General features: G+C 37.1%; 23 protein-coding genes. 22 read left to right on the top strand and 1 reads right to left on the bottom strand.

The genetic code is table 11. From position 1 onward, the window contains the following. Window positions 1-31: 31 nt before the first annotated feature. From BM203_RS02660 to lepB, 11 genes are all read left to right on the top strand, one after another. The gene (locus tag BM203_RS02660) at window positions 32-469 is read left to right on the top strand and encodes a MerR family transcriptional regulator (protein ID WP_090092546.1); all 438 of its coding nucleotides are present in this window, start codon (window positions 32-34) and stop codon (window positions 467-469) included. Continuing rightward, on the top strand, window positions 462-875 hold the full coding sequence (locus BM203_RS02655) for a cupin domain-containing protein (RefSeq protein WP_090092545.1): 414 nt from the start codon (window positions 462-464) through the stop codon (window positions 873-875). Before BM203_RS02660 ends, BM203_RS02655 begins: the two co-directional genes overlap by 8 nt. Next, window positions 875-1,195 carry a carboxymuconolactone decarboxylase family protein gene (locus BM203_RS02650; protein WP_090092544.1) on the top strand — a complete coding sequence of 107 codons (321 nt, stop codon included), beginning with the start codon at window positions 875-877 and terminating at the stop codon, window positions 1,193-1,195. The genes BM203_RS02655 and BM203_RS02650 overlap by 1 nt, the downstream gene beginning before the upstream one ends. Before the next feature lie 106 nt (window positions 1,196-1,301). Then, entirely contained in the window at window positions 1,302-2,270 is a 969-nt protein-coding gene (locus BM203_RS02645; RefSeq protein WP_090092543.1) for an asparaginase, read from the top strand. A gap of 145 nt (window positions 2,271-2,415) precedes the next feature. Further along, window positions 2,416-4,218, top strand: a complete 1,803-nt coding sequence (locus tag BM203_RS02640; RefSeq protein WP_090092541.1) for an FAD-binding protein — start codon at window positions 2,416-2,418, stop codon at window positions 4,216-4,218. Window positions 4,219-4,341: 123 nt separating this feature from the next. Continuing rightward, window positions 4,342-5,250, top strand: a complete 909-nt coding sequence (locus BM203_RS02635) for a LysR family transcriptional regulator (RefSeq protein WP_090092539.1) — start codon at window positions 4,342-4,344, stop codon at window positions 5,248-5,250. A gap of 193 nt (window positions 5,251-5,443) precedes the next feature. Continuing rightward, window positions 5,444-6,928: an FAD-dependent oxidoreductase gene (locus BM203_RS02630; protein WP_090092538.1), complete on the top strand. Its 1,485-nt coding sequence runs from the start codon at window positions 5,444-5,446 to the stop codon at window positions 6,926-6,928. Window positions 6,929-6,953: 25 nt separating this feature from the next. Continuing rightward, window positions 6,954-8,174, top strand: coding sequence for an MFS transporter (locus BM203_RS02625; RefSeq protein ID WP_090092536.1), 1,221 nt, complete (start codon window positions 6,954-6,956; stop codon window positions 8,172-8,174). Between the two features lie 30 nt (window positions 8,175-8,204). Then, window positions 8,205-10,070, top strand: coding sequence for an FAD-dependent oxidoreductase (locus BM203_RS02620; RefSeq protein ID WP_090092535.1), 1,866 nt, complete (start codon window positions 8,205-8,207; stop codon window positions 10,068-10,070). A gap of 63 nt (window positions 10,071-10,133) precedes the next feature. Next, the gene (gene vprA, locus BM203_RS02615) at window positions 10,134-11,570 is read left to right on the top strand and encodes a vinyl phenol reductase (RefSeq protein WP_090092533.1); all 1,437 of its coding nucleotides are present in this window, start codon (window positions 10,134-10,136) and stop codon (window positions 11,568-11,570) included. A gap of 163 nt (window positions 11,571-11,733) precedes the next feature. After that, window positions 11,734-12,297, top strand: coding sequence for a signal peptidase I (lepB, locus tag BM203_RS02610; protein WP_244269956.1), 564 nt, complete (start codon window positions 11,734-11,736; stop codon window positions 12,295-12,297). 371 nt (window positions 12,298-12,668) lie between these two features. Here the strand turns inward: lepB and BM203_RS02605 are convergent, their stop codons facing one another. Then, complete coding sequence (locus BM203_RS02605; RefSeq protein WP_090092531.1) at window positions 12,669-14,015, bottom strand: threonine/serine exporter family protein; 1,347 nt, start codon at window positions 14,013-14,015, stop codon at window positions 12,669-12,671. 158 nt (window positions 14,016-14,173) lie between these two features. On the opposite strand from BM203_RS02605, the gene BM203_RS02600 reads away from it, so the two are divergent. From BM203_RS02600 to BM203_RS02550, 11 genes are all read left to right on the top strand, one after another. Further along, complete coding sequence (locus BM203_RS02600) at window positions 14,174-14,929, top strand: DeoR/GlpR family DNA-binding transcription regulator (RefSeq protein ID WP_090092528.1); 756 nt, start codon at window positions 14,174-14,176, stop codon at window positions 14,927-14,929. Then, window positions 14,929-15,843 (top strand): 1-phosphofructokinase, encoded by a 915-nt coding sequence (gene pfkB / locus BM203_RS02595; protein WP_090092525.1) that lies wholly within the window; start codon window positions 14,929-14,931, stop codon window positions 15,841-15,843. The genes BM203_RS02600 and pfkB overlap by 1 nt, the downstream gene beginning before the upstream one ends. Window positions 15,844-15,858: 15 nt before the next feature. Beyond that, a complete protein-coding gene (locus BM203_RS02590) occupies window positions 15,859-17,799 on the top strand; it encodes a PTS fructose transporter subunit IIABC (protein WP_090092523.1) in 1,941 nt (646 codons plus the stop codon). Window positions 17,800-17,957: 158 nt separating this feature from the next. Beyond that, complete coding sequence (locus BM203_RS02585; RefSeq protein ID WP_090092522.1) at window positions 17,958-18,845, top strand: metal ABC transporter solute-binding protein, Zn/Mn family; 888 nt, start codon at window positions 17,958-17,960, stop codon at window positions 18,843-18,845. Between the two features lie 19 nt (window positions 18,846-18,864). Beyond that, window positions 18,865-20,058 (top strand): SLAP domain-containing protein, encoded by a 1,194-nt coding sequence (locus BM203_RS02580; RefSeq protein WP_090092521.1) that lies wholly within the window; start codon window positions 18,865-18,867, stop codon window positions 20,056-20,058. A 51-nt stretch (window positions 20,059-20,109) separates the two neighbouring features. Further along, window positions 20,110-20,730 carry a metal ABC transporter ATP-binding protein gene (locus BM203_RS02575; RefSeq protein WP_090092680.1) on the top strand — a complete coding sequence of 207 codons (621 nt, stop codon included), beginning with the start codon at window positions 20,110-20,112 and terminating at the stop codon, window positions 20,728-20,730. Further along, window positions 20,730-21,527 (top strand): metal ABC transporter permease, encoded by a 798-nt coding sequence (locus tag BM203_RS02570; RefSeq protein ID WP_090092520.1) that lies wholly within the window; start codon window positions 20,730-20,732, stop codon window positions 21,525-21,527. The genes BM203_RS02575 and BM203_RS02570 overlap by 1 nt, the downstream gene beginning before the upstream one ends. Window positions 21,528-21,686: 159 nt before the next feature. Continuing rightward, window positions 21,687-22,916: a lactate oxidase gene (locus BM203_RS02565; protein WP_090092519.1), complete on the top strand. Its 1,230-nt coding sequence runs from the start codon at window positions 21,687-21,689 to the stop codon at window positions 22,914-22,916. 351 nt (window positions 22,917-23,267) lie between these two features. After that, the gene (locus BM203_RS02560; protein ID WP_090092518.1) at window positions 23,268-24,761 is read left to right on the top strand and encodes an ABC transporter substrate-binding protein/permease; all 1,494 of its coding nucleotides are present in this window, start codon (window positions 23,268-23,270) and stop codon (window positions 24,759-24,761) included. Beyond that, the gene (locus tag BM203_RS02555) at window positions 24,754-25,500 is read left to right on the top strand and encodes an amino acid ABC transporter ATP-binding protein (protein ID WP_090092517.1); all 747 of its coding nucleotides are present in this window, start codon (window positions 24,754-24,756) and stop codon (window positions 25,498-25,500) included. Before BM203_RS02560 ends, BM203_RS02555 begins: the two co-directional genes overlap by 8 nt. Before the next feature lie 13 nt (window positions 25,501-25,513). After that, window positions 25,514-26,656: an ArgE/DapE family deacylase gene (locus BM203_RS02550; RefSeq protein ID WP_090092516.1), complete on the top strand. Its 1,143-nt coding sequence runs from the start codon at window positions 25,514-25,516 to the stop codon at window positions 26,654-26,656. Window positions 26,657-26,672 lie beyond the last annotated feature (16 nt).

Here is a 26,672-nt window from a genome sequence, read left to right as displayed (position 1 = left end):
TTCTTGTCTAAATTAAAATTAGGAGTAATTAATGAGCAGGGTGAATAAGTATCGCATCGGTCAATTTAGTCAGGTAACTCATTTGTCAGCAGCAACTTTGCGTTATTATGAGCAAGAAGGTTTGTTGGCGCCAAAACGTGATAGTTTGGGTCAACGATTTTATACTGATGCAGATTTAGCTTGGTTAAATTTTATCCTACATTTAAAAGACACGGGGATGACCATTACTGACCTGAAAAAATATGTTGATTTACGCGCTCAAGGAGATGAGACAATTAGTCAGCGCCTAGCTTTACTCAAGCAAGTCCAAGTTCAGGCTGAAGCGCAATTATTTAATTTAAAAAATAGTTTAACCATTGTTAAACAAAAAATTGCTTGGTACGAAGGTAAGAAAAATGCAACCATTGCCGATGATGAAACTTTTGTAGCTTATTTAAATCGAATTAAGGAGAGGAAACAAAATGATTAAACATGAAAATGAAGTTAAGCAAGCCCTATTTGCATTAGGTGAAAAAAATACGGCCTACCAAAAATATTTTATTGGACAAAGCTATTTGCAAAATTTAGTAGCTGATCCCAAGCTCAATGTTAATGTAGCTAATGTTAGTTTTGAGCCTGGATGTCGTAATAACTGGCATAAACATAATGGTGGGTTTCAAATTTTATTGGTAACTGCTGGTGAAGGTTGGTATCAAGCAGAGGGTCAACCGGCTCGAAAACTTTATCCAGGTGATGTTGTGGTAGTCCATGATGGAGTCAAGCATTGGCATGGAGCGACTAAGGATAGTTGGTTTGCGCATGTGGCTATTACAAGTGGTACACCAGAATGGCTTGAACCAGTACCAGATGAAGTATATCAACAATTGGAGGATTAATGATGAAGAAACAAACAGCTGGACGTGATAATTTAGGTAAGCTGGCCCCGAAGTTTGCTGAATTGAATGACGATGTTTTATTTGGTCAAGTTTGGTCACGTGAAAAGCAATTATCTGCTCGGGAACGTAGTTTAATTACTTGCGCATCTTTAATGACTCAAGGTGCTTTTCCGCAATTAAAAGCGCATCTGAAAATTGCTCAAAATAACGGGGTAACTAAAGAAGAAATGGTTGAAATTATTACTCATTTAGCCTTTTATTGTGGCTGGCCTAAAGCTTGGTCGACTTTTGATTTGGTAAAAGAGGTTTATGGAGAATAAGTGATTGTTTTAAAATTGTCCTACTTCAGCAATAGAGCCAGTCAAATCGGCTATAATGTGTTTAAGTAAAAACAACATTTTTATATTGATGAAGGGGTTACCAATTATGACTAAAAAAATCCTTATTTTACATACTGGCGGTACAATTTCAATGTCAGAAGATGAATCAGGTAAGATTAAACCCAATGAACGCAATCCACTCGCTAATATTTCTCTAAAAAATAAAAGTGAACTTGAACTAGTAACTGAAGAAATTTTTAATGTACCTTCGCCGCATATGAATCCAGAACGAATGTTACAGTTATCACTCAGAATTCGTCAGGCTGAAGCAGAGGGATTTTATGGTGCGGTGGTAACTCACGGGACGGATACCTTAGAAGAAACCGCAATTTTTTTAGATTTAACTATTTCTAGTAACATGCCAGTAGTAGTCACAGGGGCAATGCGCTCTTCTAATGAAATTGGAAGTGATGGTCTATATAATTTTCGGACGGCAATCATGGTAGCTAGTTCCAAAGAATCAGTGGGTAAAGGCGTGGTCGTAGTTATGAATGATGAAATTCATTCAGCACGTTATGTAACTAAGACCCATACTACAAATGTTGCCACTTTTCGCACGCCAACCTTTGGACCAATCGGTATTGTTTCAGAAGGTCATGTCAATTATGTACAGACAATTAAACCGCAACAACATCTACCAATTAATTATGTAGTTGATCAAGTATTTTTAGTTAAAGCTTACGCAGGGATGGGAACGGAATTGTTTCGGGCTTTGAACCAGACCGCAACTAATGGTATTGTAATTGAGGCTTTAGGAGCTGGTAATATGCCACCTGAAACCTTACCAGAGCTTCAAGCACTTGTTGAACATAAGATTCCAATAGTTTTAGTTTCACGTTGCTTTAATGGAATTGCTGAGCCAGTCTATGATTATCAAGGCGGCGGAGTTAACTTAAATAAGATGGGAATTATTTATTGTCGGGGCTTAAATGGGCAAAAGGCGAGAATTAAATTATTGGTTGGCTTGAGTGCAGGCTTGTCAGGCTTAGAATTAAAAAAATATATTAATAATTAAATTTAAATCGTTCATCACAGGTGAACGATTTTTATTTCTAACTTACAGATAATGAATAACTATAAATTATTTATTGTTTGGGGTTGTAATATGTGCTATTATTCTCATAAAATATATGAAAACGATTGCATATAGGAGAAGGTTTATGATTTACCAAGCAGATATTGAATGGGATGCCAATTATGATGTTGTAGTACTAGGATTTGGTGGCGCGGGGGCAACAGCTGCCCGTTTTGCTGCGGACCAAGATGCGCGGGTTTTGTTGGTCGATGCTGCTCCAGAAGGCCATGAGGGTGGGAATACGCGTTATTCTGCTCAGCTATTGGGAACTGGTGAAGATTTTAACAAAATGAAAAAATATTACCAACAACTAACAGCACCGATGTCATTAGATGAGGAGATGATTGACACTTATGTTAAAGGTATGGTGGCAATGCCTGAATATGTCTCTAAGTATTTAGAAGTAGAGCCATGCAGTGCTAAAGACTATGCACCTCAATCACGTTGGGCATTTGAAGAATTTCCTGAATATGAAGGTTCAGAAACGCATGACTTTACCACGGTCGCTAAATCATGGTTTGATGCATCTTTATGGCAAATTTTAAAAAATCAAGTAAGCAAAAGACAAAGCAAGATTGATGTTTTGTATAATACACCAGCCATTGAATTAATTCAAAATGGTCAAACTAGAGTAATTGAGGGCGTTGTAATTGAACGTGATAATAAGAGGCTAAACGTTCAAGCTAAAAATGGTGTAGTACTGGCTACTGGCGGTTTTGAAAATAATCAGCGCATGATTGAAGATTATTTAGGAGCAAAAAAATTAGCTCCTTTAGGTACACTTTACAATAAAGGTGATGGTGTTCGGCTGGCCCAAGAAGTTGGTGCTGATCTTTGGCATATGCATAATTTTGAGTCATTGGGTCTCTTACACGGAATGGCTTTTGCTGTACCTCAAGGTGAGCGCGGTCGTCTAATGTTAGGTGAACAAAATGAAAAAGTTGCTCATGGCAGCGCATTTGTGATTGGTGATGATGGTACAAGATATTTTAATGAAGCAGAAGAAAATCGACATGGCCATATTAAGAATCATGGTCAATGGAAAGTGCCAATTAATCAAGTCCACCCCTATCTAATTTTTGACAGCAAGAAGAAAGAGGAGCTTGATCATGATCCAATAATTGGTAGTTATGCACCATATTATAATCAGATAATTAGTGCTAGTTCACCAGCAGAATTAGCAGAAAAAATTGAAATTGAACCAGCGGTCTTGAATCAGACGGTAGCTAGGTTTAATCATGCATGTGAAGAACATAACGATTCCGAATTTCATCGTGCGTCAACTACGCTACAAGCTTTTACTGGAGCTGAAATTTTTGCAGTTAAGCTGGAACAAACGATGCTTAATACTCAAGGCGGTCCCAGAAGAAATGTGAAAGCTGAGATTATTGATACTAAGGGTCAAGTAATTCCACACTTATATTCAGCAGGAGAATTAGGCGGGATTAGTGCCAATCAATACCAAGGTGGTGGCAACTTAGCCGAATGTTTGATTTGGGGTAAGATTGCTGGGGAAAATGCTGCCATACCAAAATTGGCTAATGAAGCTGACGTAGCAAGTGGTGCTTCGGTAAGTGAGAAACATTTAAATTCTGATTTAAGGCGGGAAACTTACCCCACAGCTAAAAATCAATACATTGGTCGTTCAAGTCGCGGTATGGGTGACGAAATTGTAGTCCGAGTTACTGTTGATGAAAATAAGAATTTGCAAGAAATTGAAGTGTTGAAGCAGGCAGAATCAGCTGATTATGGACAAAAAGCAATTGAGATTTTACCTAAGGAAATGGTCAAGCAAAATCGTACTGATGTTGATGCGATTACTGGTGCTTCCAGTACCAGTAGGGGACTACGGGATGCCGTTAATGATGCCTTAAGCAAGATTAAATAAAGATAGTTAAAAAGGTCATTATTAGTAATGATCTTTTTGTGTAGTCAAAAAACTTTAGTTATAATGAGTAAAATAGAGTAATTATATTTTGAATAAAGAATTTATTGATGGCGGAGAATAAAAATGAATTTTACTCAGTTACGTTGCTTTATCAAGGCAGTAGATAATTCAAGTTTTACAATTGCAGCAGAGAGAATGAACTTTTCTCAATCAGCAGTTTCCAAGAATATTAAAGACTTAGAAAATACCATCGGCGTAACCTTGATTAACCGAGGACATCATCGCATTTCACTTACGGATGCGGGTAAATATTTTTATCGTGTGGCACGTAATGTGGTAGATGATATGGATTATACTGTTGCCTATTTACAAAGTAAAAGAAATGACCCAGAGACCCTCTTGCGAATTGGTGTATGTGATACGCCATTAGAGCAAAGTGTTTTGCCCCTTTTTTTGCGTAAGTTACGCGAAGCTGGAAGTAATTTGAATATCCAGTTTGTTTTTGTTCTAAATAACTCAATTGGCGAGTTGCTTAATCATCATGTTGATTTATGCGCTATTGCACGTGACGATGTCAATGTGGTAGATGACGTTCAGTTTGAACCTTTAATTCAGGGTCAGGTAGTAGTAGCTTGTCCCCCTGATTCACTTTTGGCCCAAAAAAAAGTAATTTCTTTATCAGATTTGATTAAACAGGATTTGTTTTTGCTCGATCCAAATAGTTCACTTAATGTACAGGTCAATTTTCAAAATGAATTGATTAACCATATGGGAATGGATCATATTAAATTTGTTCAAGATTTTTTGGCAATGAATATTTATGTTCGTGGCGGTTGGGGGTATGGTATTTTGCCTAATTTTATTGCTGATTATCAAGCTACTGATATCAGCTATGTCCCAATCGATTATCATGATATTTCTCCATATGGCATTGCCTATATGAAATCTTTTACTAATGAGTCGGTTTTAAAAGAAGTGATTACGACTTTAAATAAAGCAATCACAGAATATTTAAAGCAAAAAAATAAATAATGCACAAATTATAAATAAATGCTTGTAGTCTAGAAAAAAGGGCGTCATACAAGCATTTTTTGTTACTTATTTTTTATCATTTTGGTAATTATTCCATTTAGTAATCTTAAATTCTTAATTTAGTGCAAAGATTCACTAAATTGATAGTATGATAAAAGTGCTTAAAAGATTACTTTAAAAGTGAGGGATAAAAATGGAGAATACTTATGATGTAATCGTTGCTGGGGCAAGTAATTCGGGAGCAATGGCAGCGTGTGCAGCGGCTGAAAAAGGGGCCAAGGTTTTATTAATTGATAAGCAAGGAAGTTCACAATTTCTCTTTCGTTCTTTTTTTGCAGCACTTAATAGCAATGCGCAAAAAAGAGCAGGAATTAAGGTTGATAAAGCTAAATTATTAAATTTTTTAACACTTTTTTTCCAAGACAATGTTGATGAACGATTACTTTGGACTTGGGCTAACCATGCTGATGAAACAGCTAATTGGCTTGAAGATCAGATTTTGAAACCAAATGGTGGTGTTTTAAGACCACAAAAAGATGCTCACTATGAAACTATCGTTAATACCGCTTTTAATACTGAACTAGCAATTGCTACGCCAGATAATGGTTGGGCGCACTATGGTGAGTGGGTACTCAATAAAGCGCAGCAATTAGGTGTGACGCTTAAGTACAATACCAAGATGGAAGAAATTTTAACCAATGATCAAGGAAAAGTAACTGGCGTTATTACTAGTGACCGTGCTAGTGGTAAAAAAACACAATATCAAGCCACTAAGGGCGTTATTATTTGTACTGGCGGTTATGGTGGCAATGTTGATTTAATGAAGAAATGGAATCCACTTGGATACAAGAAGAATGTTTATTCTGATGGACCACGTGACGATGGCTCAGGTATTCTTGCTGGTCTAAAAGTAGGCGCAGCGCGAGATGAAGAACCCGCTGAAATTATTTTTGATCGCGGGGCGGTGCCGGTAGGAACTAAGGCTGAAGATTTTTATAAAATTGACTTTAAAGGTCCGGGGTACTTTTGGTTAGGTGCCTATCCCTTACTAAAGGTTAATTTAAATGGTGAACGCTTCGGTAATGAAAGTGTTCCTTATCAATTTGATATTAATGCCATGTCAAAACAACCTGGTTATCTTGAAGCACAAATTTGGTCTGAAGAAACTATGGATCATTTAGCGCAGTTTGATACGCAAGGCTGTTCTCGCTTAGGTTGGCCAGGAATTTATAATACTGAAGAAAATAAGGCCGAAATTCAACGCCGCCTTGATGATGGAATGGTACAAAAGGCTGACACGATTGAAGAACTGGCTGAAAAATTAGCTTTACCAAAAGATAAGTTGGTTGAAACAGTTAAACGATATAACCAGATGTGTAAGCAAGGTGTAGATACCGATTTTGGCAAAGAAAAATTCAGATTATACCCGGTCGAACATGGCCCATATTATGGTGTCATAATGGGGGGACGTCTTCTTGCAACGCTTGATGGCTTACGGATCAATTCTAAGATGGAAGTGATTGATAAAGATGGTAACCCAATTCCGCACTTATATGCAGCAGGTAATGCTAGTGGTGGTTTCTTCTGGGGCTCATATCCAGACCGTGTTCCGGGCTTAACTTGCAGTCACGCACAAACTTTCGGTAGGTTAGCCGGTCAATTCGCAGCAGAAAATTAGTTTAATTTAAAAAGGAGTTTTAAAAATGATGGATGAAAGACAAATGCCCAAGCTTTTAAATTATCGCTGGGTAATTTTGACCATTGTCGCCTTACTAGATTTAACGAGTAATTATATTCAATTTCAAATCTCAGCTTTAGCTATTCAAATTATGCCAATGCTTCATATTTCGACTGCTCAATTTCAAAGCCTAGTTATGGCACCAATGTTGATTGCGGTTTTTTTGAGTATTCCAGCAGGTACTTTAGCTGATAAGTTTGGTGCTAAAAAAATTGTTTCAATTGGTTTGATTATTTCAGTTATCGGTGCATTTGGTCGCTTAATTGCTCATAACTTTATGACTATGATGCTGATGTTACTACTGTTTGGTGTCTATATGGCGTTATTAAATGCCAATACTTTAAAAATTTTTGGCATGTGGTTTAAACAAGATACAAACATTGCAATGGGAATATTCTTTGCGTCTGCTAGTGTTGGCATCATCTTATCTCGGATTACTAGTCCAAGATTTCCGAGTGTACAATCAGCTTATATGTTTTCATCGATTTTGCTACTTGTATTGGCAATTTGCTGGTTATTTTTTATGAAAGATATGCCTGCAGGTGAAAAACTTCCCCCTGAAGCAGTAAAGCAAGATCATACTGAATCATCAATGGAATTTTTCAAGGCTGCAGCTCGTAGTAAGAAGACATGGATTGTTGCAATTAGTGTCGGTGTTGGAATGGGTGCGAGCGAAGCATTTTCAAGTATTATGCCACCAGCTTTTGCTGCCAGAGGTTTATCTTCTGTTCAAGGCAATACAATTGCTGCAATTGCAACTATTGGTAGTCTATGTGGTTCTCTTTTTGGTCCTGCAATTATTGGTAAAGCAAGAAAGGCAAAGCCGTTGATGATTTTAGTGACACTTTTAGCTGGGATGTTAATTGCTATCACATGGTTTATTCCATTAGGCTTACCTCTAATTATTAGTTTGGTTCTAGGTGGTTTATTTGGCGCAATGACTGGCCCATTGATGCAAGCAATGCCGATTACTTTTCCAGAAATTGGACCGAAGTATGCGGGTTCTGCTGGTGGATTAATTGGCACTGTATCATTACTTTTCTCATACTGTATTCCAGTTATTATTTCTTTGGTTGCTGGGCGCAACTATATGTTGACCTTTATTATTCAAGGTATTGTTTTGATGTTAACTGCTATTTTCATTGCTATTTTGCCCGACGCAAATGATGCACGGCGGCGTAAATAGTAACTAATTTAAACTAAGAGGATTTTTAAAATGGCCAAAAAAATTACAGATAAGCCAGGTAAATATACCGGTTCAGGACAAGGAAAAGAGAGTCAAATCAACCTTGAAGTTGAGGTGGGTAGTGACCAAATTATTAGGGTAAACTCACTTGATCGATATGCACCCGGAAGTTTGGCTGATAATGCCTTCAAGAAGATGGCGCAAAAAATTGTTGCGCATCAGGATGTTGATGTGGATGTCGTTTCTGGAGCTTCCGAAACATCACGTGGAATAATCGAGGGAGTTAAGGATGCTTTAACAAAAGCTGATGTTGACTTAGAAGCGCTAAAAGCTAATGGTGCTAGGACTATCGTAAGTGCTAAGAAAACAATCAATGTTGATGTGGCGGTTGTTGGTGCTGGTGGAGCCGGTGTAGCTGCAGCACTTGCTGCCAGACAACATGGCGCAAGTGTTGCTCTTTTAGAAAAGACAATTTCTCCCCTTGGTGCTAGTACTTTTGCTGGTGGAATGTTTGCCGGTGATAGTCAGCAACAAAAAGAGCAAAACCAAGTTGTTTCTAAAAAGTGGCTTTATAATGAATATATGGATGCGTCACAAGGCTATATGAATTCCATTTTAGTACGCCGGATTATTGATGAATCTGGCAAAACGGTTGACTGGCTCAATGAAAATGGCGCAATTATGAAGTTAGTTGATGCCGGAACAGGTGGCAGTTTCGATCATATTGGGATGCCGGCAACTTTGCATGGTTATCAAGAAGGTGGTACAAAAGCCGTTACCAAACTGATTGAAAAGTTTAAATCTCTCGGTGGACAAATTTATTTTGGGTTTGCCGGTCAAAGGTTATTGCAGGATGATCAAGGGCAAGTTATTGGTTTAATTGCCCAAAGTGATGAGCAGGAATTACAAGTCAACGCTAAAAAGGTCATTATTGCAACTGGTGGTTTTGGCGGTAATGCCGAAATGCGTAAAGAATATCTAGGTGATGTTAGTACGCAAGGTCAGGTTCTACAAAATACTGGGGACGGTTTGAACATGGCTTGGGATGCTGGAACAGCTCGTCATATTAATGGTTCAACTCATTATTTCTGGCAAACTTTCAGCAATGAGGATATCGGTAAAATGGCTAAGCTAGTTGGTCCTGGTTGGATGCCTTTAAATGCTTTAGCTGATTTTCCTAATTTGCGGGTCAATAATCGCGGTCAACGTTATGCTAGTGAAACCCATGCTTTAGACTTTGCAGTCCACGGAGCGGAATTATCTGAACAACCGCAGCAAACCGAATTTGTTATTTTAGATCAGGCCATGCTTAATAAGATTAAGGAAGGCGGCACGGTCGCAATTGAAGATCACTATGGCAAATGGAAGAACAAGCGCGAATTTTACATGGAATTTAACTTCCCAACGGATACTGATGAAAGTATTAAGCGTGAGCATGAAAAGACTGATTTTACGACTCTTTTGAAACAATTATCATCAACGAATGTTGTCTTTATTGGTCAGACCATTCCTGAATTGGCTGAGCAGATGGGAGTTGACGCAATCAACTTGCAAAAATCAGTTGACCAGTACAATGAAGCTAAGAAGAAGGGGGAAGATGAGTTATTCTTCTCTGACACTAAGCGCATGATTCCAGTTGAACAGGGCCCATTTTATGCTGTTAAGTTTATTGCCCGTAATCTTGGGACTCTAGGCGGTGCCACAATTGATGAAAAGATGCGGGCTTTAAAGCCTGACGGCGAACCAGTTGCCAATTTATATATTGCTGGTGCTGATGCATCCGGGATGTATGGCAAGGCTTATGTTGATTTTGAAGGTGGGACTCTGGGTTTTGCTTACATTTCTGGTCGTTTAGCAGGAATTGATGCAGCAGAAACTGCTAAAGAAAGTAATTAAATTTAAAGAGCATGGATTAACTGAATTGACCATGTTCTTTACTAAAGCAATGAGGTCTAAAGAATGGAAGATTATGATGTAGTAATTGTTGGTGCTGGTCTTGCTGGGTTTGCCGCAGCAGCCGAAGCTGGTGATCAAGGCTTAAAAACTTTACTTGTTGAAAAAGGAAAAACGACAGGTGGTACAGGTAATTATGTTGAAGGGGTATTTGCTGCCGATTCAGTAATACAAAAGCAAGAAAATGCGGTTATTGACAAAAAAGAGCTTTTACAAGAAGAATTAACTTATTCTCATTATCGTGCCGATGGCAGAATGTGGCAAAAGTACATTGATCAAGCGGGTACGAATGTTTCTTGGCTAGAAGAGCGAGGCGCTAAAATTGCGATGGTTGCGAATTTGGGTGCTGGGGCTAGAACATGGCACCTCTTTGCCGGTAAGGGTCATGACGCTATTCATAATGGACTTGAGCCATATGCCAAAGAAAAGGGTGTGAAGCTGGTTACGCAAACGCGAGTTATCGATTTAAAGCAAGAAACTGATAATTCTTATGAAGTAACTTTACTTCAAATGATTGATGAAAAAGAGCGAGTGGTTAAAGCTAAGAATGTAGTCTTAGCAACTGGGGGTTATTTGAACGATCAAGAACTATTAGCCAATACTGCTCATCAAAATCCGCAAAATATTATTCCTGTTAATTCTGGCAAAAATACCGGTGATGGTCTGCGCTTAGCATGGAATTTGGGGGCCAAAAAATTCTTTACTGGAATGGCAATGATGTTCGGGGGCCAATTAAAAGACCCGACCATTCCTGCTTATAAGTTGTGGGGGACAGCGATTTGGAGTTCTGTATGTGATCAACCGCAATGTTGGGTTAATGAAATGGGCGAACGCTTTGTTGATGAAAGCGCAGCGGTTGTTAATTGGGCTAATGAAGGCAATGCTATGAATCGCCAAGAGCGAATTTTCTGTATTTTTAGTCAAAAAATCTTAGATGACTTTACAGACAGATCATATCCAAGATCAATGAAGCCTTTTGTGCCTGAAGATCGTTATCCAACCTTGCGTGATGATATAGAGCAGGCTGAAAAAGATGGTCGTGAGTACTTACACAAAGCTAATACCCTTGAAGAATTAGCAGAAGAAATCGATACGCCAAATCTGGTTTCATACGTAAAACATTACAATGAAATGGCAGCAAACGGCGAAGATACGGATTTCCATAAACCTACTAAATATCTATTACCTGTTGATGGCAATGGTCCATTTTATGCCATTGAGTTAGGTGTTGGAGCCTATACTACAGGTGATGGTTTGCGGGTTAATGTCAATAATCAAGTTTTAGACACTGAAGGCCGATTAATTAGTGGCTTATATGCAATTGGTGGTGACGGGTCAGCGGTCTTATATGGTGATACTTACGGTGTTAATGTGCCGGGAACCCATGCTGGGTATTGTATTTTTTCTGGACGAAATGCTATTCAAAGTATAGTTAATAAGTAATTTTAATAATCAAATAAAAATAAGCTTTTCCGGTTAAATACTTGTTGAGCTTATTTTTATTATGCTTATAATAAAGGTGAGATTAAGTTTTATGTTATTGCTTATTAATAAGCAAATAAATATTTTTATCTTTTTTTACGAAAGGATATAATACTAAATAATTATGAAGAATAAACAAAAAGATTCAATGGCTAAAATAATTAGCCAAACAATTTTTATAGGATTGTTTTTTATGGCGCTTTTCTATTTACTTTTTACTTTTATTTTAAGTAATGATGTTGTATCTGGAATATCCATGCAACCAAATTTTGAAGATCGAGATAGGGTTATTTCTGTTAAACATACCGAGGTAAAAAGGAATGATATTGTAATATTAAAGGCCCCACATCGTGCTCTTTATATTAAGCGTGTGATAGGCATGCCTGGAGATAGAATTAAATTTAAAAATGATGTTTTGTATATTAATAATCAAAAAACGGCTGAGCCATACTTAACTGAGGGGAAGCGGCTTTATGCCAACGGTGCCTTATATACATCTGATTTCACTTTGGATAAATTGCAGGTAACGCATGGTATTGCTAAAGTTCCACAAGATTCATATTTTGTAATGGGAGATCATCGCAATGTTTCCAGAGATAGCAGAGAGATTGGCTATGTTAGTAAAGATAAGATAATTGGTGTTGTAAAATTACGTTATTGGCCATTACAAAAGATAACTACATATTAGTGTAAAACTAATTAATCGGTTTAAAGATATATGCTTTATTTAATGGTGACTAAGAAAAAAGCTTACAGAATATGGATAATGTAGTAAAACTTTAGGTATGTCAGGCCATTATGGAAGTTAAATTTTTGAATTTGAAAAAGTAAGTGCCAAAAAAATGAGTGACTTTGTTTAAAAATTGATTTAAGCAGTGATTCGGAACTTAAGCATATTAATTTGTTTTAGGAAAGAGCAAATAATAAAAAGCCAGTATGTAAAATACTGGCTTTTTTAATTACTGGGAGAATGGACGGCAATATTTTAGGTCTTGATTTGGTTTTACCTGTTTTGTCGACGGGGCTACTTAAGGGAGTGACTTTTCTTAATAACAAAAATCAATCTGCATGGCGCCATTTGGCATCAGTCAAAATTCGAGCAATTAATAGGCCAATTGGTAGGGCAATAATGATCATTAAAGCATTCATAATCCAATAAGCCCCGATGTTAATATTAGTTATTCCAAAATTAAAGACTGCTTGATACATGTATAGGCCCGGAACCATAATTACAATTGCAGGTACAGTAATTGCAATTCTAGGAAAGCCAACCTTGTCACGTACAAAACTGGCAAGTAAGCCGGCTAAAAGGGAACCAATAAAAGCAGCCATTGCGGCCGGTATATGGTTAAATTCAACTAAGCTTAACCTTAATGTATTAGCAATTGCCCCGATTAAAGCGGCAACTAGGGCCATCGAAGGTTTAGAATTAAACATTACTGAGAAGCCAAATACGCCACAAAAACTGGCAAGTAGACGGAAAATAGTTAATAAAAATGGTGTTAAATTAAGTTTAGGCATCGTACCTGGTGCTAAATTGAGTAGCGTGGCCATTCCCCAACCAGCCATTGTAGCAATCATAATGACCAAGATAGCATAAGCCATCCTTTCTAATCCTGAGCGCATATCAAGTTTAGAGAGGTCTAGTCCAGAAGTAATAAAGGGAAAGCCCGGAATAACATATAACATGGATCCAATATAGCCATAGGAGTGACCGGCATCCCAAAGCCAAATTTTCTGTCCTAACTTAAAGCAAATAAAATAAACTGCACAAGAAACGGCTACCCCGGTAGCAATTTTGGCTACTAAGGTGATATTATGTTCACCCATTAAGCCTCGAATATAGTTACCAATTAGTGCCCCTAGAAAAGTACAGCTCATTTCTGGTAGTCCACCACCAAGTAAGAAAATGAAGCTAGCACATGCTATGCCAGCACTTAAAGCTGCAATATACAGGGGGTAGCTACGTGTATGCTGCTCAATTTTTTTAAGATTATAATCAACTTCACCAATAGTTAAGTAATCGTTGTCCCGCTCGAACCGTCTAACAAAATCTTCAAGTGCGTTTAGTTTGTTCATATTGACATTGGTTGAAGCTAGTGCCAATGTTTGTGAATAAGATAGGTTATCAGTATCAAAACAAGTATATTCAATTGTCACTAATCCAATATCAGCCGAGCAGGTAATGTCCAATGCGCGTGCAATTGAATTCATTGAGTCACGAACTCGCCAGGCTCCTGTACCACATTCTAAAAGCATCCCCCCAATTCTGCCAACTAACGAACTTTTTTCAACTAGAGTAATATCTTTGATTAGGGTATCATCAGCACTTTTATAAAAATCTTTCCAATGGATTTTCATGTGATGTTTTGCTGATAAATGATGTTGCATATCATTGACTGCCATAATTAACTGGGACTGCCTTTCTTAAAAAGTTATATTTATTCTACCACAACTACCAAAGGAGAATTTTAGACTCATTTTGCATAAAAATGAATTATTTTGAGCGAAAATGATTGCTTTTAACAGTTGAACCGCCTAAAATAACCAGAGAGGTGAAGCGGATGCTAACGCAGGAGCGACAAAAATTAATTGAAAACTACGTTAACCAATATGAACTGTGTCATGTCAGTGATTTGTGTAAAATGACTGCAACATCAGAGTCTACAATTCGCCGTGATCTAATTCAAATGGAGCATGAAGGGCGAATTAAGCGTGTTCATGGTGGGGCGCAATCCATTAATAATTTTGCTCATGACGTTTCGCAACATATTCGCTTCACAATGAATCACGAACAAAAGATTAGCATTGCTCATTACGCAGTTACCCATTATGTGCATGAAGGAGACTATATTTTTCTAGATGCGGGGACAACTGCCTATGAAATGGTTCCTTTCTTGGCTGAAGTTGGTCAAATTACGCTGATTACTAATGGTTTAGAAACGGCCTTAAGTGCTCTTACTCATAATATTAAGACCATACTTTTGGGAGGCAGAATTAAAGATGATACCCATGCTGTGGTTGGACAAGCGGCACTTGAACAGCTAGAAAATATGAATTTTGCAGCAAGTTTTATCGGTACAAATGGGATAGACCATGCTGGTGGTTTAACTACACCAGATCCTGATGAAGCGACTATCAAAAAAAGAGCGCAATTACGTTCAGATTGTACTTATGTTCTAGCTGATTCGTCTAAAATTGGTGAGCGTAGCTTTGCAATTTTTGGCAATGTAAAGGATGTTACTGTGATTACAAATGTGCTTCAAGCACAACAAAAAGGTTTATTACCTACTAAGATTAATTTAAGGGAGGCCAATTAATGATTTATACAGTCACTGTTAATCCAGCACTTGATTATGTGATTCAATTAGAAAAGGTAAACGGTGGTGAGGTCAATCGAAGCAATAACTGTTCATTTTTAGCGGGAGGTAAAGGGATTAATGTTTCCCAAATCCTAAATCAACTGAAAATTGATAATACAGCTTGGGGTTTTGTCGGTGGCTTTACTGGTAAAGAACTAGTGCAACAATTAAATCAACGCCGTATTGTTAATGACTTTGTGACAATTTCTGATGTTACTCGCGTTAATGTAAAAATTCATGCTGAACAAGAAACTGAAATTAATGCTGCTGGTCCTAAGATTACTGCACAAGAAATTACGGCTTTTAAAGACCGTTTAAGCGATTTAAAACAAGGTGATATTGTAGTTTTAAGTGGATCATTAGCACCAGGCTTACCTAGAGATTTTTATAAACAGTTACTGCCAACAATTAAAGCAGCCGGAGCAGAATTTGTTGTTGATACAACTGGAGCAGCTCTTTTAGATACTTTAGAATATAAGCCATTGGTCATTAAACCTAATCATCATGAATTAGCCGATTTGTTTAACACTAGTTTTAATTCTGATGAAGAGATGTTGACTTGCGCTCATAAATTACTTGAGATGGGTGCACAAAATGTAATGGTGTCAATGGCTGGTAAAGGTGGTTATTTGATTACTCATGATCATTTTTATCATGCTAAAGGAGCAGTTGGTACCGCTGTTAATTCTGTTGGTGCCGGCGATTCAATGATTGCTGGCTTTGTTGGAACCTATGTACAAACAGGGGATCCAGCAGAAAGCTTTCGAATTGGAATGGCTTGTGGCGCAGCAACAGCATTTACTAAAGATATTGCAGTTAAAAGTCAAATTGATGCTGTTTTACCACAAATTAAAGTAGAACAGATTTCGTAATGAGGAAAGATTGAAATGAAAATAAGAGATATTTTAGCTCCAGAATCAGTGATTATGTCACTGAAGGCGACTAACAAAGAAGATGCTATTCAAGAAATGGCTGATTTGGAAGTTGAAACTGGAATTGTTAATAATGAAGCTGATTTTATTGCGTCAATTTGGGCACGAGAAAATGAATCAACTACTGGAATTGGTGACGGAATTGCAATGCCACATGCTCGTAATGAGTCAATTAATAAGGCACGCGTACTTTTTGCTAAAAGTGAGCAAGGAATTGACTACAATTCACTTGATGGTCAACCAGTTTACCTCTTCTTTATGATTGCTGCCCCTGCTGGCGCTGACAATACCCATCTTGAAGCTTTAGCCAAATTATCAAGTTTACTAATTAATCCAGATTTAGTAAGTGCTTTGAAGAAGGCCAAGACACCTGAAGAAGTTATTGCTTTATTCGAAGAAGCGGAAGAAAAAACCGATGCGGCTAAGAAAGCTGAAAATGAAAAACCAGCTAGTGATACTGATCAGCCTTTAATCGTTGGTGTTACGGCATGTATCAATGGTATCGCGCACACATACATGGCTCAAGAAGCTTTAATTAAAGCTGGTAAAAAGCGTGGTGTTGAGGTACGGATTGAGACTAATGGTTCTGAAGGAGTTAAAGATAAGTTAACTGCAGCTGAAATCAGTCGTGCCAAGGGTGTAGTGATTGCTTCTGATAAAAAAGTTGATATGCCCCGCTTTGATGGTAAGCCTTTAGTTAATCGTCCTGTTGTTGATGGTATTAATAAACCAGATGAAATGATTGATAATATTTTAAATGATAAAGCCAGCGTTTATCATTCTGATGGTCAAGTATCAGCTGAAGAAGATAACACTAAGCAAAGCTTCTGGGGTTCAGTATATAAGAACTTGATGAACGGCGTTTCTCATATGCTACCATTTGTCATTGGCGGCGGTATATTGATGGCTATTTCATTCATTATCGAAAACTATGCTGGTGGACCAAAATCGCCAGCCTTCATCTTTTTGAATAATGCTGGTAATATGGCCTTTGCCTTTATGGTACCAATCTTGTCGGGTTATATCGCTGAATCAATCGGTGACTTACCTGCTTTAATGCCGGGATTTGTTGGTGGATTTATGGCAACAGTTTATAGTGGTGCATATGGTGGAGCATATGTGGCGAATGTAGTAACTAATGCAAAATCACCAGCTGGATTTTTGGGTGGACTTGCCTCCGGATTTATTGCTGGATATTTAGTAGTTGGCCTAAAGAAACTGTGTGCCAAGCTGCCTAAATCTCTAGAAGGTATGAAGCCAATGCTAATTTACCCAATTCTAGGGTTGCTATTGATTGCGCTTATCATGTACTACATTGTTAATCCAATTTTTAGTTCAATTAACTTTGCAATTACTAATTTCCTAAATCAAATGGGGACAGGTAATTTAGTAGTACTAACAACTATTTTAGCAGCGATGATGTCAATCGATATGGGTGGACCTTTCAATAAAGCAGCTTATGTATTTGCATCTGGTGCTTTTGCTAATGATCCTCATTCAACAGTTGCAGCAGTGATGATGGCTGCTGTAATGGTCGGTGGAATGGTACCCGCTTTTGCGACAGCTATCGGGACTACTTTCTTTAAGAATAAGTTTACTGAAGATGAACGTCGTGCAGGTATTACTAACTGGATTTTAGGTTTCTCATTTATTACTGAAGGAGCAATTCCTTTTGCTGCAGCTGATGCTAAGCATGTTATTCCTTCATGTATTGTTGGGTCAGCAGTAGGTGGAGCTTTAGTTGGTTTTTGGCGGATTGGTGTGCCAGCACCTCACGGTGGTTTATGGGTATCACCGCTAGCTAACCATATTTTACTTTACTTTGTAGCCACAATCATTGGCTCAATTGTCGCAGGTGTGATTTTAGGATTGTGGAAGAAGCCAATTAATAAGTAATATTAGTTAATAAGATGTAACATATGTTTAAAATGCGTCACTTAAATAGTGGCGCATTTTTAGTGTATAATAGTTATTAAAAGTAAGTGGCTATTAAATTTTGTTAGATTTGCTGGTCGCGTTATTTAAAAATATTATAAAAAGGAACGACAATAATAATGAATTTATTTAAATTTAAAAAATTATTTACTTTAACCACTTTGCTAGGGCTTATAGTATTAACTTTGACTGCTTGTACGCAAACGCCAAAGAAAAATACCAAAATGACAATTGTAACCACAACTAATGTTTATGCAGATATTGCCAAAAATGTAGTTGGTAAATACGGTACGGCAGAAGCGATTATTAAAAATCCGAATTCCGATCCGCATGACTTTGAACCAACAACAAATGATGCTAAGAAATTGGCAAGTGCAGATATAATAGTCGCAAACGGTTTAGGATATGATAGTTGGATGAATAAGCTAGCTTCTTCAGTTGATAAAAAGCCGGTTCTAGTCGGTGAAGAACTATTAGGATTAAAGAAAGGGGCTAATCCGCATATCTGGTTTGATTTGGCAATGCCCAAAAAATATGTCGATGATTTAGTTCAGCGATTAAGTAAGAAAGATCCTACGCATGCAAGTTATTATCGCAAAAAGGGGCAAGCATACTTGGCTAAAATCAAAGATATTCAACAAAATGTTAATCAACTTGAGCAACATCATTCGAAGCCTGTCTACGTCAGTGAACCAGTATTTGATTATGCACTCCAAGCTGGTAATTTTAAAATAGCAAATCAAGATTTTGAAAAAGCAATTCAAAATAATACTGATCCTAGTCCAGCAACTGTTCAACAAATGACTGCCGGTATTAAGAAACACAAAATTGCTTTCTTTGTAGTTAACTCACAAACGTCTAGTACAACAGTAAATAACTTTGTGCGCTTAGCACAAAAGGAAAAAATTCCCGTTTTAAAAGTACGAGAAACCATTCCAGTTAAAACTACTTATCTTGATTGGATGACGGATAATTATCAAAGCTTAGCTAAAATTGCTAAGCAATAGTTATACGAGGAAAAAGAAAATGAAAAAAATTATTGCAGTTTTAGCTTTAGCAACAGGGCTAATTGTTGGTAGCGTAGAAACCATGGTCAGGCCAATTACTGTTAAAGCTGATAAAATCAATGATCTAGCTAAGCAGAATACATATAGTGGTTTGACTTATCTTTATAAAATGTTGCAGCAAGAAGGTATACCGTATAACTGCTTTTATGCTGATAATCCCCTCTATTATCGTAAGGGTAAGCCAGAAGGGGTGGTAATTCATGAAACTGCGACGCCTAATGCAAGTGCTCATGATGAAGCAATTTATTTCAATCGTGAATGGATGAATATGTACTCATATGTTCATGCTTTTGTTGATCATAATGGGGTAATTCAGATGATGACACCTAATTATGGCGTTTGGGGAGCAGGGCCTAATGCTAATAATCGCTTCTTTCAAGTAGAATTATGTCAAGAAAATAATATTAATGATTTTGCTAAGAGCATAAATAATGATGCAATTTATGTAGCACAAATAATGCATAGGTATAATATTACGCCAACTAATGCAGTCCATGATGGCAATGGAACAGTATGGTCACATAGTGCCGTATCTAAGTTCTTGGGGGGAACAGATCATGGTGATCCTGATGGCTATTTTGCTAAGTGGGGCTATTCAATGGATAGTTTCTTTGATTTAATTAAATATTATTATGACCAGTTAGACGATACAGACGCCAATACTGGAACTGGTAGCAGCAATAGTGGGGCTGGCAACGCTCCTAGCGACAATGGCAATAATAACACTGGACAGACTCCTAATGATAATAATGATACAGATAATAATTCAACTGATAAAGTATTACCTAAACCAGTTGGTACCAAGATTTTGTTGCATGATGCCCTAATTTATGATGGTAATGGGCTGGCAACAACTGAGCCCTTGAAAAAAGCTGGCGTTAAGTTGACAATTTATGGTGATAAGATTATTAAAGGGCGGAAATTTTTACAAATTGATCTTAACAAGTATGTTGTTGCTAGCAATGTTGAGGGTAGTTTAAGACATTTAACCCATAATGCCTTTGTTTATGATAGTAATGGTTATCGTGTTAAGGTTGGAAAATTACTTCGTGGAATTGATTTGCGCACATATGGTGGTGCAGTAAAAATACAAAGTAGTAAATATTATCCAATTGGTTTAAATCAATTTGTTAAAGTTGGTAATTTTAAATAATTAAGTAAGGAGTGCAAATTGGCTGATATTTTGGAAGTAAGTCATTTATCTATGAAATTTGATAAAAAGACGATTTTTTCGGATTTAAGTTTTAAACTGAAACAGGGTTCTATGACTGCACTCTTAGGTCCAAATGGGACAGGAAAAACAACTTTAATCAATATTTTAATGAATATGTTAGTACCTACATCTGGTAGTTTTACGTTTGCAAAGACGGTTCGTTTAGGGTATGTACCGCAATTTCGTAATATTGATGCAGAGTATCCGCTATCAATTGAAGCTTTTGTTGGTTTAAATTCTGCCATTTTTAAAACCAAGAAAACTAAGTCTGCTATTAAAAAGCAACTAGAAGAGACGAATTTATACAAAATTCGCCATACAAGAATGGGCGAGGCATCTGGTGGTCAAAAGCAACGGGCTTATTTAGCCCAAGCGCTTCTAGACAACCCTAATATGATTATTTTAGATGAAGCAACAGCTAGTCTGGATCCTTTAGCTAAAGATGAATTAATGCAACTAATTAAGCATCTTAATGAAAAGCATAAGATAACTGTTTTATTTGTGACGCATGATGTCCCATTGGCCCGTAAATATATGCAAAATTACCTTTACTTAAATAATCGCCAAATCGAGCAAGGTAGAATGAGCCAATTTGAGGAGGCGTATGAATAATGTTTGCATTTGACTTTATGCGCAATGCTTTTTTAGCGAGTACTTTTATTGCAATAACTTGTGGTACGGTAGGCGTTTATGTTGTTTCACGTAATTTTAGTTTTCTGGCCCATACGCTATCAGAAATTGGCTTTGCTGGAGCAGCTTTTGCAGTTTGGCTGGGAATAAGTCCACTTTGGGGAATGTTATTGTTTACCTTGCTTGGATCAATTAGTGTGGGTGAATTATCGCTGCGAAGTGAGCAAAAAGAATCATCAATTAGTGCAATTTCTGCTTTGTTTATTGGCTTAGGTGTTTTATTTTTAGCGATTTCTGGTAGTAATAGCAATTATGCGACTAACATTTTATTTGGTAGTATTATTGGTGTTGATAAGCAAGGAGTTTTGCAACTGATTATATTATCAGTAATTGTTCTAATGTTAATCTTTGGAATGCAAAAATCGTTAAATTTTGATTCCTTTGACCATATTGGTGCAGTCGCACACGGCATAAAAACTGGAATAGTTAGCTTAGTATTTTTAGTAGCTTTAGCCATGTCTGTTTCTATTGGTGCACAAATAGTTGGTTCGCTCTTGGTGTTCATTTTATTGACTTTACCACCAGCCACAGCCAATTACCTTGGTAAAACTGTTCCCAGTATGATTGCTTGGTCAGTCTTCTTTGCCCTGATTGGAGTCTGGCTAGGGTTATATCTGGGTTTTATTACTAATTTACCAGTAACCTTTTTTATTGCTGTAATTGAAGTAGCTATTTACTTAATAATTTACTTTATTAATATGTTTAGACATAATTTGTGATTTAAAGTAGCGATGTTATTATTAATTACCTATATTGTGAAAAAATAAGCAATGATAAGACCATTATTAAAGCTAATTTTATTTTATTTCACTAACTCAAGAAAGCTCTTTCATGTATAATAGTATTTAGATAGTTATACGTATAAAGGAGTTTTTTTTATGACAGTTTATTATAATGATTTTCCCCAAAGTGATCGTGATGAATATATAAAGATGATTAACCTTGATGAACTTGAGGAACGGGCCAAAAAAGTAATGCCGGAGGGCGCATATTACTATATTGCATCAGGTTCAGAAAATGAATGGACATGGCGAAATAATACCGTTGCTTTTAATCATTTTCAGATTGTTCCGCGCGCTTTGACTAATATGGCAGATCCGCAGCTTGATACCGATTTTATGGGAATGAAGTTGAAGACACCAATAATGATTTCACCGATTGCATGTCATGGAATTGCACATCAAGATGCGGAAGTGGCTACTCAAAAAGGAGCAGCCGCAGCAGGAGCATTGTTTAGTTCGAGTACCTATGCTAATAAGAGTGTAGAAGACATTTCTGCAGCCGCTCCTGAGGCGCCACGCTTTTTCCAACTTTATTTAAGTAAAGATTGGAATTTTAATCAAATGGTCTTTGATGCAATTAAAAAAGCAGGCTACCAAGGTATCTTTTTAACTGTAGATGCGCTAGTTTCTGGCTTTCGTGAAGCTAATCTACGTACACAATTCGCCTTTCCAGTTCCCCTTGACTTTTTCACTCGCTATCAAGGTACAAAAGGAGAGGGGCAAACTGTTGCTCAAATGTATGCCTCTTCTGCTCAAAAGATAGGTCCTGAAGATATTAAGCGGATTAAGGAAATGTCCGGGTTGCCAGTCTTCGTTAAGGGAGTTGTTTGTGCTGAAGATGCCTATTTAGCAATAGGAGCTGGTGCTGATGGAATTGTTGTTACCAACCATGGCGGTCGTGAAATTGATGGTGGACCAGCAACGATTGATATGCTACCTGAAATTGCTAAGGCGGTTGACCATCGTGTACCAATTGTTTTTGACTCGGGTGTTCGCCGTGGTTCTCATGTTTTTAAAGCATTAGCACTAGGAGCAGATTTAGTCGGAATTGGGCGACCATATCTTTATGGTTTGGCTCTAGGTGGAGCTAAAGGGGTGCAATCAGTAATTGAGCAATTAAATAAGGAACTTTTGATTGATATGCAATTGACGGGTTGTAAAACTATTGCTGACATTCGGCATGCTAAAATCACTAATATTAATTATACGGCTGATAATCTAAAATCAAATACAGACCCTGAAAGAATCAAGCCTTATCCTGTAACTAAGGAAAACCAACTTAAAGCTGGTGGCACGGATACTGTTTCAGGTGCATCTCATTTATAATTAATTGTTTTTACCTGTTGCTGGGCTTTGTTTAATTTTGAAAAAGATTACTATTGTAAAAATTGATAAAAACCCCGAAGATGTCTTAACTTCGGAGTTTTTATTATAATCAAATTTAGGAGACGTACTAAAATATTGAAAATTAAATTATAATTCTATAAAATAAATTAAATTATAATTATGTTTATTTATTTTTGTTATCAATTAACTAAAATAATATAATTAAATTATTATATTTTTTGTGATGGGTTCTTTGGATGACTGCTATCTATGCCGAATTTTGAATTAGTCGTTGTACTTTTATTTTTTGATTATTATAATTATTTTTATTACATACATGGAGGGAAAACAATGAAAAAAGCATGGAAATGGCTTGAAAGTATTCTATTGTTAATGATACTACTAACCATAATCCCGCAAAATGTTGGTGCTGCTAGTAAAACAGCACCCAAGGTGACAGATAATTATTTACAAAAAGTTAAACAAAAAGGCGAACTGATAATGGGGACTAGTCCTGATTTTCCTCCATATGAATTTGTCAAAAATATTAATGGCAAGTCGAAAGTCGAGGGAATCGATGTTGAAATCGGAAAAAAGGTGGCGCACGATTTAGGTGTTAAGCTGGTTGTCCGGACAATGGACTTTGATTCATTACTGGTAGCATTAGAAACTGGCAAAATTGATATGGTTATTTCCGGTATGGATGCAACGCCAAAACGGGCACAAAGTGTAGATTTCAGTCATGCATATTACAAAAGTGGTCAGGATCTTTTAATCAGAACTTCCGACAAGAATAAATATCATGATTATCACTCATTTGCCGGCAAGGCAATTGGTGCACAAACCGGTAGTTTACAGGCCACGCTTATTAAAGAGCAGGCTAAAAAAGTTACATTAAAAACAATGGATAAAGATAGTGATTTGATTTTAGGTTTGCAAACCAAAAAGTTTGATGCTGTTGCTGTTGATACGGCTACTGCCGGTGCTTTTGCAAAGAATACCTCTGGTATTACTGCTATTCCATCAGGCTTTAAGGTTGATTCAGCTGGCTCAGCAATTGCTTTTCATAAAGGGGCAAAGAGCTTAGTAAATGCAGCTAATAAGTCGATAGCAGAAATTAAACAAAAAGACCTGATTAATCAGGTTTATTTACCTAAAGCTGGTAAATATTTGACCAATGGTAAAAACCAAAAGGCTGCTAAGGCCTCTAATTCAATGTGGGCATATAAGGATTTCTTTATAGCTGGTGTGGGGTATACTTTATTCATTTCAGCAATTTCGGTTTTCTTTGGCTTCTTACTTGGTGCAATCTTAGCGCTAATGCGGTTAAGCCATAATCAATTTGCTCATACAATTGCTAAGGCCTATATTGAATTTGTCCGGGGAACGCCATTAATGGTACAGTTGCTTTTTATTTATTTTGGGTTAGGGCTAATTATTAATATTCCAGCACTATTATCAGGAATTATTGCTGTTGCTCTTAATTCAGCTGCTTATGTGGCTGAAGTAATTCGTTCGGGGGTTAGTTCAATTGCCAAAGGACAAACAGAGGCTTCACGTTCATTAGGGCTTTCTCGCTCAGCAACAATGCGTTATGTGATTATGCCTCAAGCAATGAAAAATATTTGGCCAGCACTTGGTAATGAATTTGTTTCCCTTATTAAAGAAAGTTCAATTGTATCGGTCATTGGAGTTAAGGATTTAATTTACCAATCGCGAATTGTTCAAGCGGATACTTATCGAGGTGTTATGCCCTTAGTCATCACGATGATTTTATACTTTATTATTACTTTTAGTTTATCCAGCTTAATGAAAGTATTTGAAAGGAAAATGAAACATGACTAATGAGACAGTGATTAAAGTTGAACATTTAAAAAAATCGTTTGGTCAAAATGACATTTTAAAGGATATTAATGCTGAGGTTCGGGATGGTCAGGTTATTTGTTTAGTTGGACCATCTGGTGCTGGTAAAAGTACCTTTTTACGTTGTATTAACTTGTTGGATCAGCCAACTGCGGGGAAAGTTTTATTTAAAAACAAAGAATTAACAGCTTTAAGTGAAAATCAACTTGATACTTTACGTGAAAAAATGGGTATGGTTTTTCAACAGTTTAATTTATTTCCCCATATGAATATTATTGAAAATATTAAGTTAGCTCCGATGAAAGTTAAGCATGTTAGTGATAAAGAGGCTACAGCAACGGGAATTGAGCTCTTAAAACAAGTAGGACTGGAAGATAAGGCTGATACTTTTCCAGCCAGTCTTTCTGGAGGGCAACAACAGCGAGTTGCTATTGCGCGGGCCTTAGCAATGGGACCAGAAGTAATGTTATTTGATGAACCTACGTCTGCACTTGATCCTGAAATGGTTGGTGAAGTTCTTAAAGTAATGCAGGATTTAGCACAAAAAGGAATGACGATGGTTGTTGTAACGCATGAGATGGGATTTGCCAAAAACGTTGCTGATGAAATTTGGTTCATGGCTGATGGCTATATCCAAGAAAAAGCGAAACCAGAAGCATTTTTCTCACACCCAAAAACACAAAGGGCTCAAGACTTTTTGGCGAAGGTATTAGAAACGTAAGAGGGCACAAATTGTGGATGAGAAGCGGGCAATAAAGATTTTGACTGATTTATTAGCAATTGATTCGGCGAACGATCATGAAAGCTTAGTGGCAGACTATATAGCAGCTTTATTTGCTAATTACCCAGTCCAAATTGAGCGTATTACTTATAAACCTGGTCGGGATAATTTAGTTGTTACACTAGGCAATAAGGGACCGTTATTAGGCTTTTCTGGTCATGAAGATGTTGTAGATGCTGGGAATCAAATCAATTGGCAATTTCCACCGTTTACACCAACGCTTTATGATGGAAAAATTTATGGTCGTGGAGCCAGCGATATGAAATCTGGATTAGCTGCGATGATTGTATCAATGCTTGACTTACTTGAGAGTGGCAAAAAGTTACCTGGTCGAATTCGTCTTTTGGCTTCAGTTGGTGAGGAAACTGGTGAATATGGGGCTGCGCAACTAACCAAGAAAGGTTATGTTCAAGACTTGGACGGACTTATTATTGGTGAGCCATCCAATTTTAATATTCGAGTAACACATAAAGGGATAATCGATTATTATGTGTCTTCAAGTGGAAAATGCGTACATTCCTCTATCCCACAAGAAGGTAAAAATGCTATTATGCCACTAATTCAGTTTGCACAACAGGCGCAATCTTTAATGGATAGTCACCAAGAAAAAGATCCTATTTTAGGTTCTTTGACACATGTGATTAGTCAGATTCAGGGTGGTAATCAAATTAATTCTGTGCCAGATCAAGCTTGGCTTTCTGGTAATATTCGGACAACTCCGAAATATCCGAATGATCAAATTTGTGGTGAGTTAGAACAGATAATTGCAAAATTAAATTCTCAAGGAGCAAAGCTTTCAATTCGTTACAGTTATCCTGAAGTACCCCTACCAGATCAATCTAATAGTCAATTAGCCAGATTAGCGCAAGAAGTCGTTCAGCAAGAATTTGGTAAAGACTGCGAATTTACAGCAGGAACAGGTGCGACTGATGCCTCTGAATATATTCAAGCTGGCAATTTTCCTGTAATTATTTTAGGGCCAGCGGAAGGTAAAACTGATCATCAGCCCAACGAATTTATTAAAATAAAGGATTACTTATTAGGATGTAAATTGTATCAGGTACTAGCTTGGCGCTTTTGGCAAGAATATATTTAATCATAAGAAGGCGATA

The sequence above is a fragment of the Lactobacillus bombicola genome (assembly GCF_900112665.1).
GTDB classification, from domain to species: Bacteria; Bacillota; Bacilli; order Lactobacillales; family Lactobacillaceae; genus Lactobacillus; species Lactobacillus bombicola.
This window is presented reverse-complemented; position numbering and strand designations above follow the sequence as displayed.

What these genes read in the sequence shown, in the direction of transcription:
- BM203_RS02660 (WP_090092546.1), top strand. Translation starts at nt 32, where the DNA reads ATGAGCAGGGTGAATAAGTATCGCATCGGTCAATTTAGTCAGGTAACT.
- BM203_RS02655 (WP_090092545.1), top strand. Translation starts at nt 462, where the DNA reads ATGATTAAACATGAAAATGAAGTTAAGCAAGCCCTATTTGCATTAGGT.
- BM203_RS02650 (WP_090092544.1), top strand. Translation starts at nt 875, where the DNA reads ATGATGAAGAAACAAACAGCTGGACGTGATAATTTAGGTAAGCTGGCC.
- BM203_RS02645 (WP_090092543.1), top strand. Translation starts at nt 1,302, where the DNA reads ATGACTAAAAAAATCCTTATTTTACATACTGGCGGTACAATTTCAATG.
- BM203_RS02640 (WP_090092541.1), top strand. Translation starts at nt 2,416, where the DNA reads ATGATTTACCAAGCAGATATTGAATGGGATGCCAATTATGATGTTGTA.
- BM203_RS02635 (WP_090092539.1), top strand. Translation starts at nt 4,342, where the DNA reads ATGAATTTTACTCAGTTACGTTGCTTTATCAAGGCAGTAGATAATTCA.
- BM203_RS02630 (WP_090092538.1), top strand. Translation starts at nt 5,444, where the DNA reads ATGGAGAATACTTATGATGTAATCGTTGCTGGGGCAAGTAATTCGGGA.
- BM203_RS02625 (WP_090092536.1), top strand. Translation starts at nt 6,954, where the DNA reads ATGATGGATGAAAGACAAATGCCCAAGCTTTTAAATTATCGCTGGGTA.
- BM203_RS02620 (WP_090092535.1), top strand. Translation starts at nt 8,205, where the DNA reads ATGGCCAAAAAAATTACAGATAAGCCAGGTAAATATACCGGTTCAGGA.
- vprA (WP_090092533.1), top strand. Translation starts at nt 10,134, where the DNA reads ATGGAAGATTATGATGTAGTAATTGTTGGTGCTGGTCTTGCTGGGTTT.
- lepB (WP_244269956.1), top strand. Translation starts at nt 11,734, where the DNA reads ATGAAGAATAAACAAAAAGATTCAATGGCTAAAATAATTAGCCAAACA.
- BM203_RS02605 (WP_090092531.1), bottom strand. Translation starts at nt 14,015, where the DNA reads ATGGCAGTCAATGATATGCAACATCATTTATCAGCAAAACATCACATG.
- BM203_RS02600 (WP_090092528.1), top strand. Translation starts at nt 14,174, where the DNA reads ATGCTAACGCAGGAGCGACAAAAATTAATTGAAAACTACGTTAACCAA.
- pfkB (WP_090092525.1), top strand. Translation starts at nt 14,929, where the DNA reads ATGATTTATACAGTCACTGTTAATCCAGCACTTGATTATGTGATTCAA.
- BM203_RS02590 (WP_090092523.1), top strand. Translation starts at nt 15,859, where the DNA reads ATGAAAATAAGAGATATTTTAGCTCCAGAATCAGTGATTATGTCACTG.
- BM203_RS02585 (WP_090092522.1), top strand. Translation starts at nt 17,958, where the DNA reads ATGAATTTATTTAAATTTAAAAAATTATTTACTTTAACCACTTTGCTA.
- BM203_RS02580 (WP_090092521.1), top strand. Translation starts at nt 18,865, where the DNA reads ATGAAAAAAATTATTGCAGTTTTAGCTTTAGCAACAGGGCTAATTGTT.
- BM203_RS02575 (WP_090092680.1), top strand. Translation starts at nt 20,110, where the DNA reads ATGAAATTTGATAAAAAGACGATTTTTTCGGATTTAAGTTTTAAACTG.
- BM203_RS02570 (WP_090092520.1), top strand. Translation starts at nt 20,730, where the DNA reads ATGTTTGCATTTGACTTTATGCGCAATGCTTTTTTAGCGAGTACTTTT.
- BM203_RS02565 (WP_090092519.1), top strand. Translation starts at nt 21,687, where the DNA reads ATGACAGTTTATTATAATGATTTTCCCCAAAGTGATCGTGATGAATAT.
- BM203_RS02560 (WP_090092518.1), top strand. Translation starts at nt 23,268, where the DNA reads ATGAAAAAAGCATGGAAATGGCTTGAAAGTATTCTATTGTTAATGATA.
- BM203_RS02555 (WP_090092517.1), top strand. Translation starts at nt 24,754, where the DNA reads ATGACTAATGAGACAGTGATTAAAGTTGAACATTTAAAAAAATCGTTT.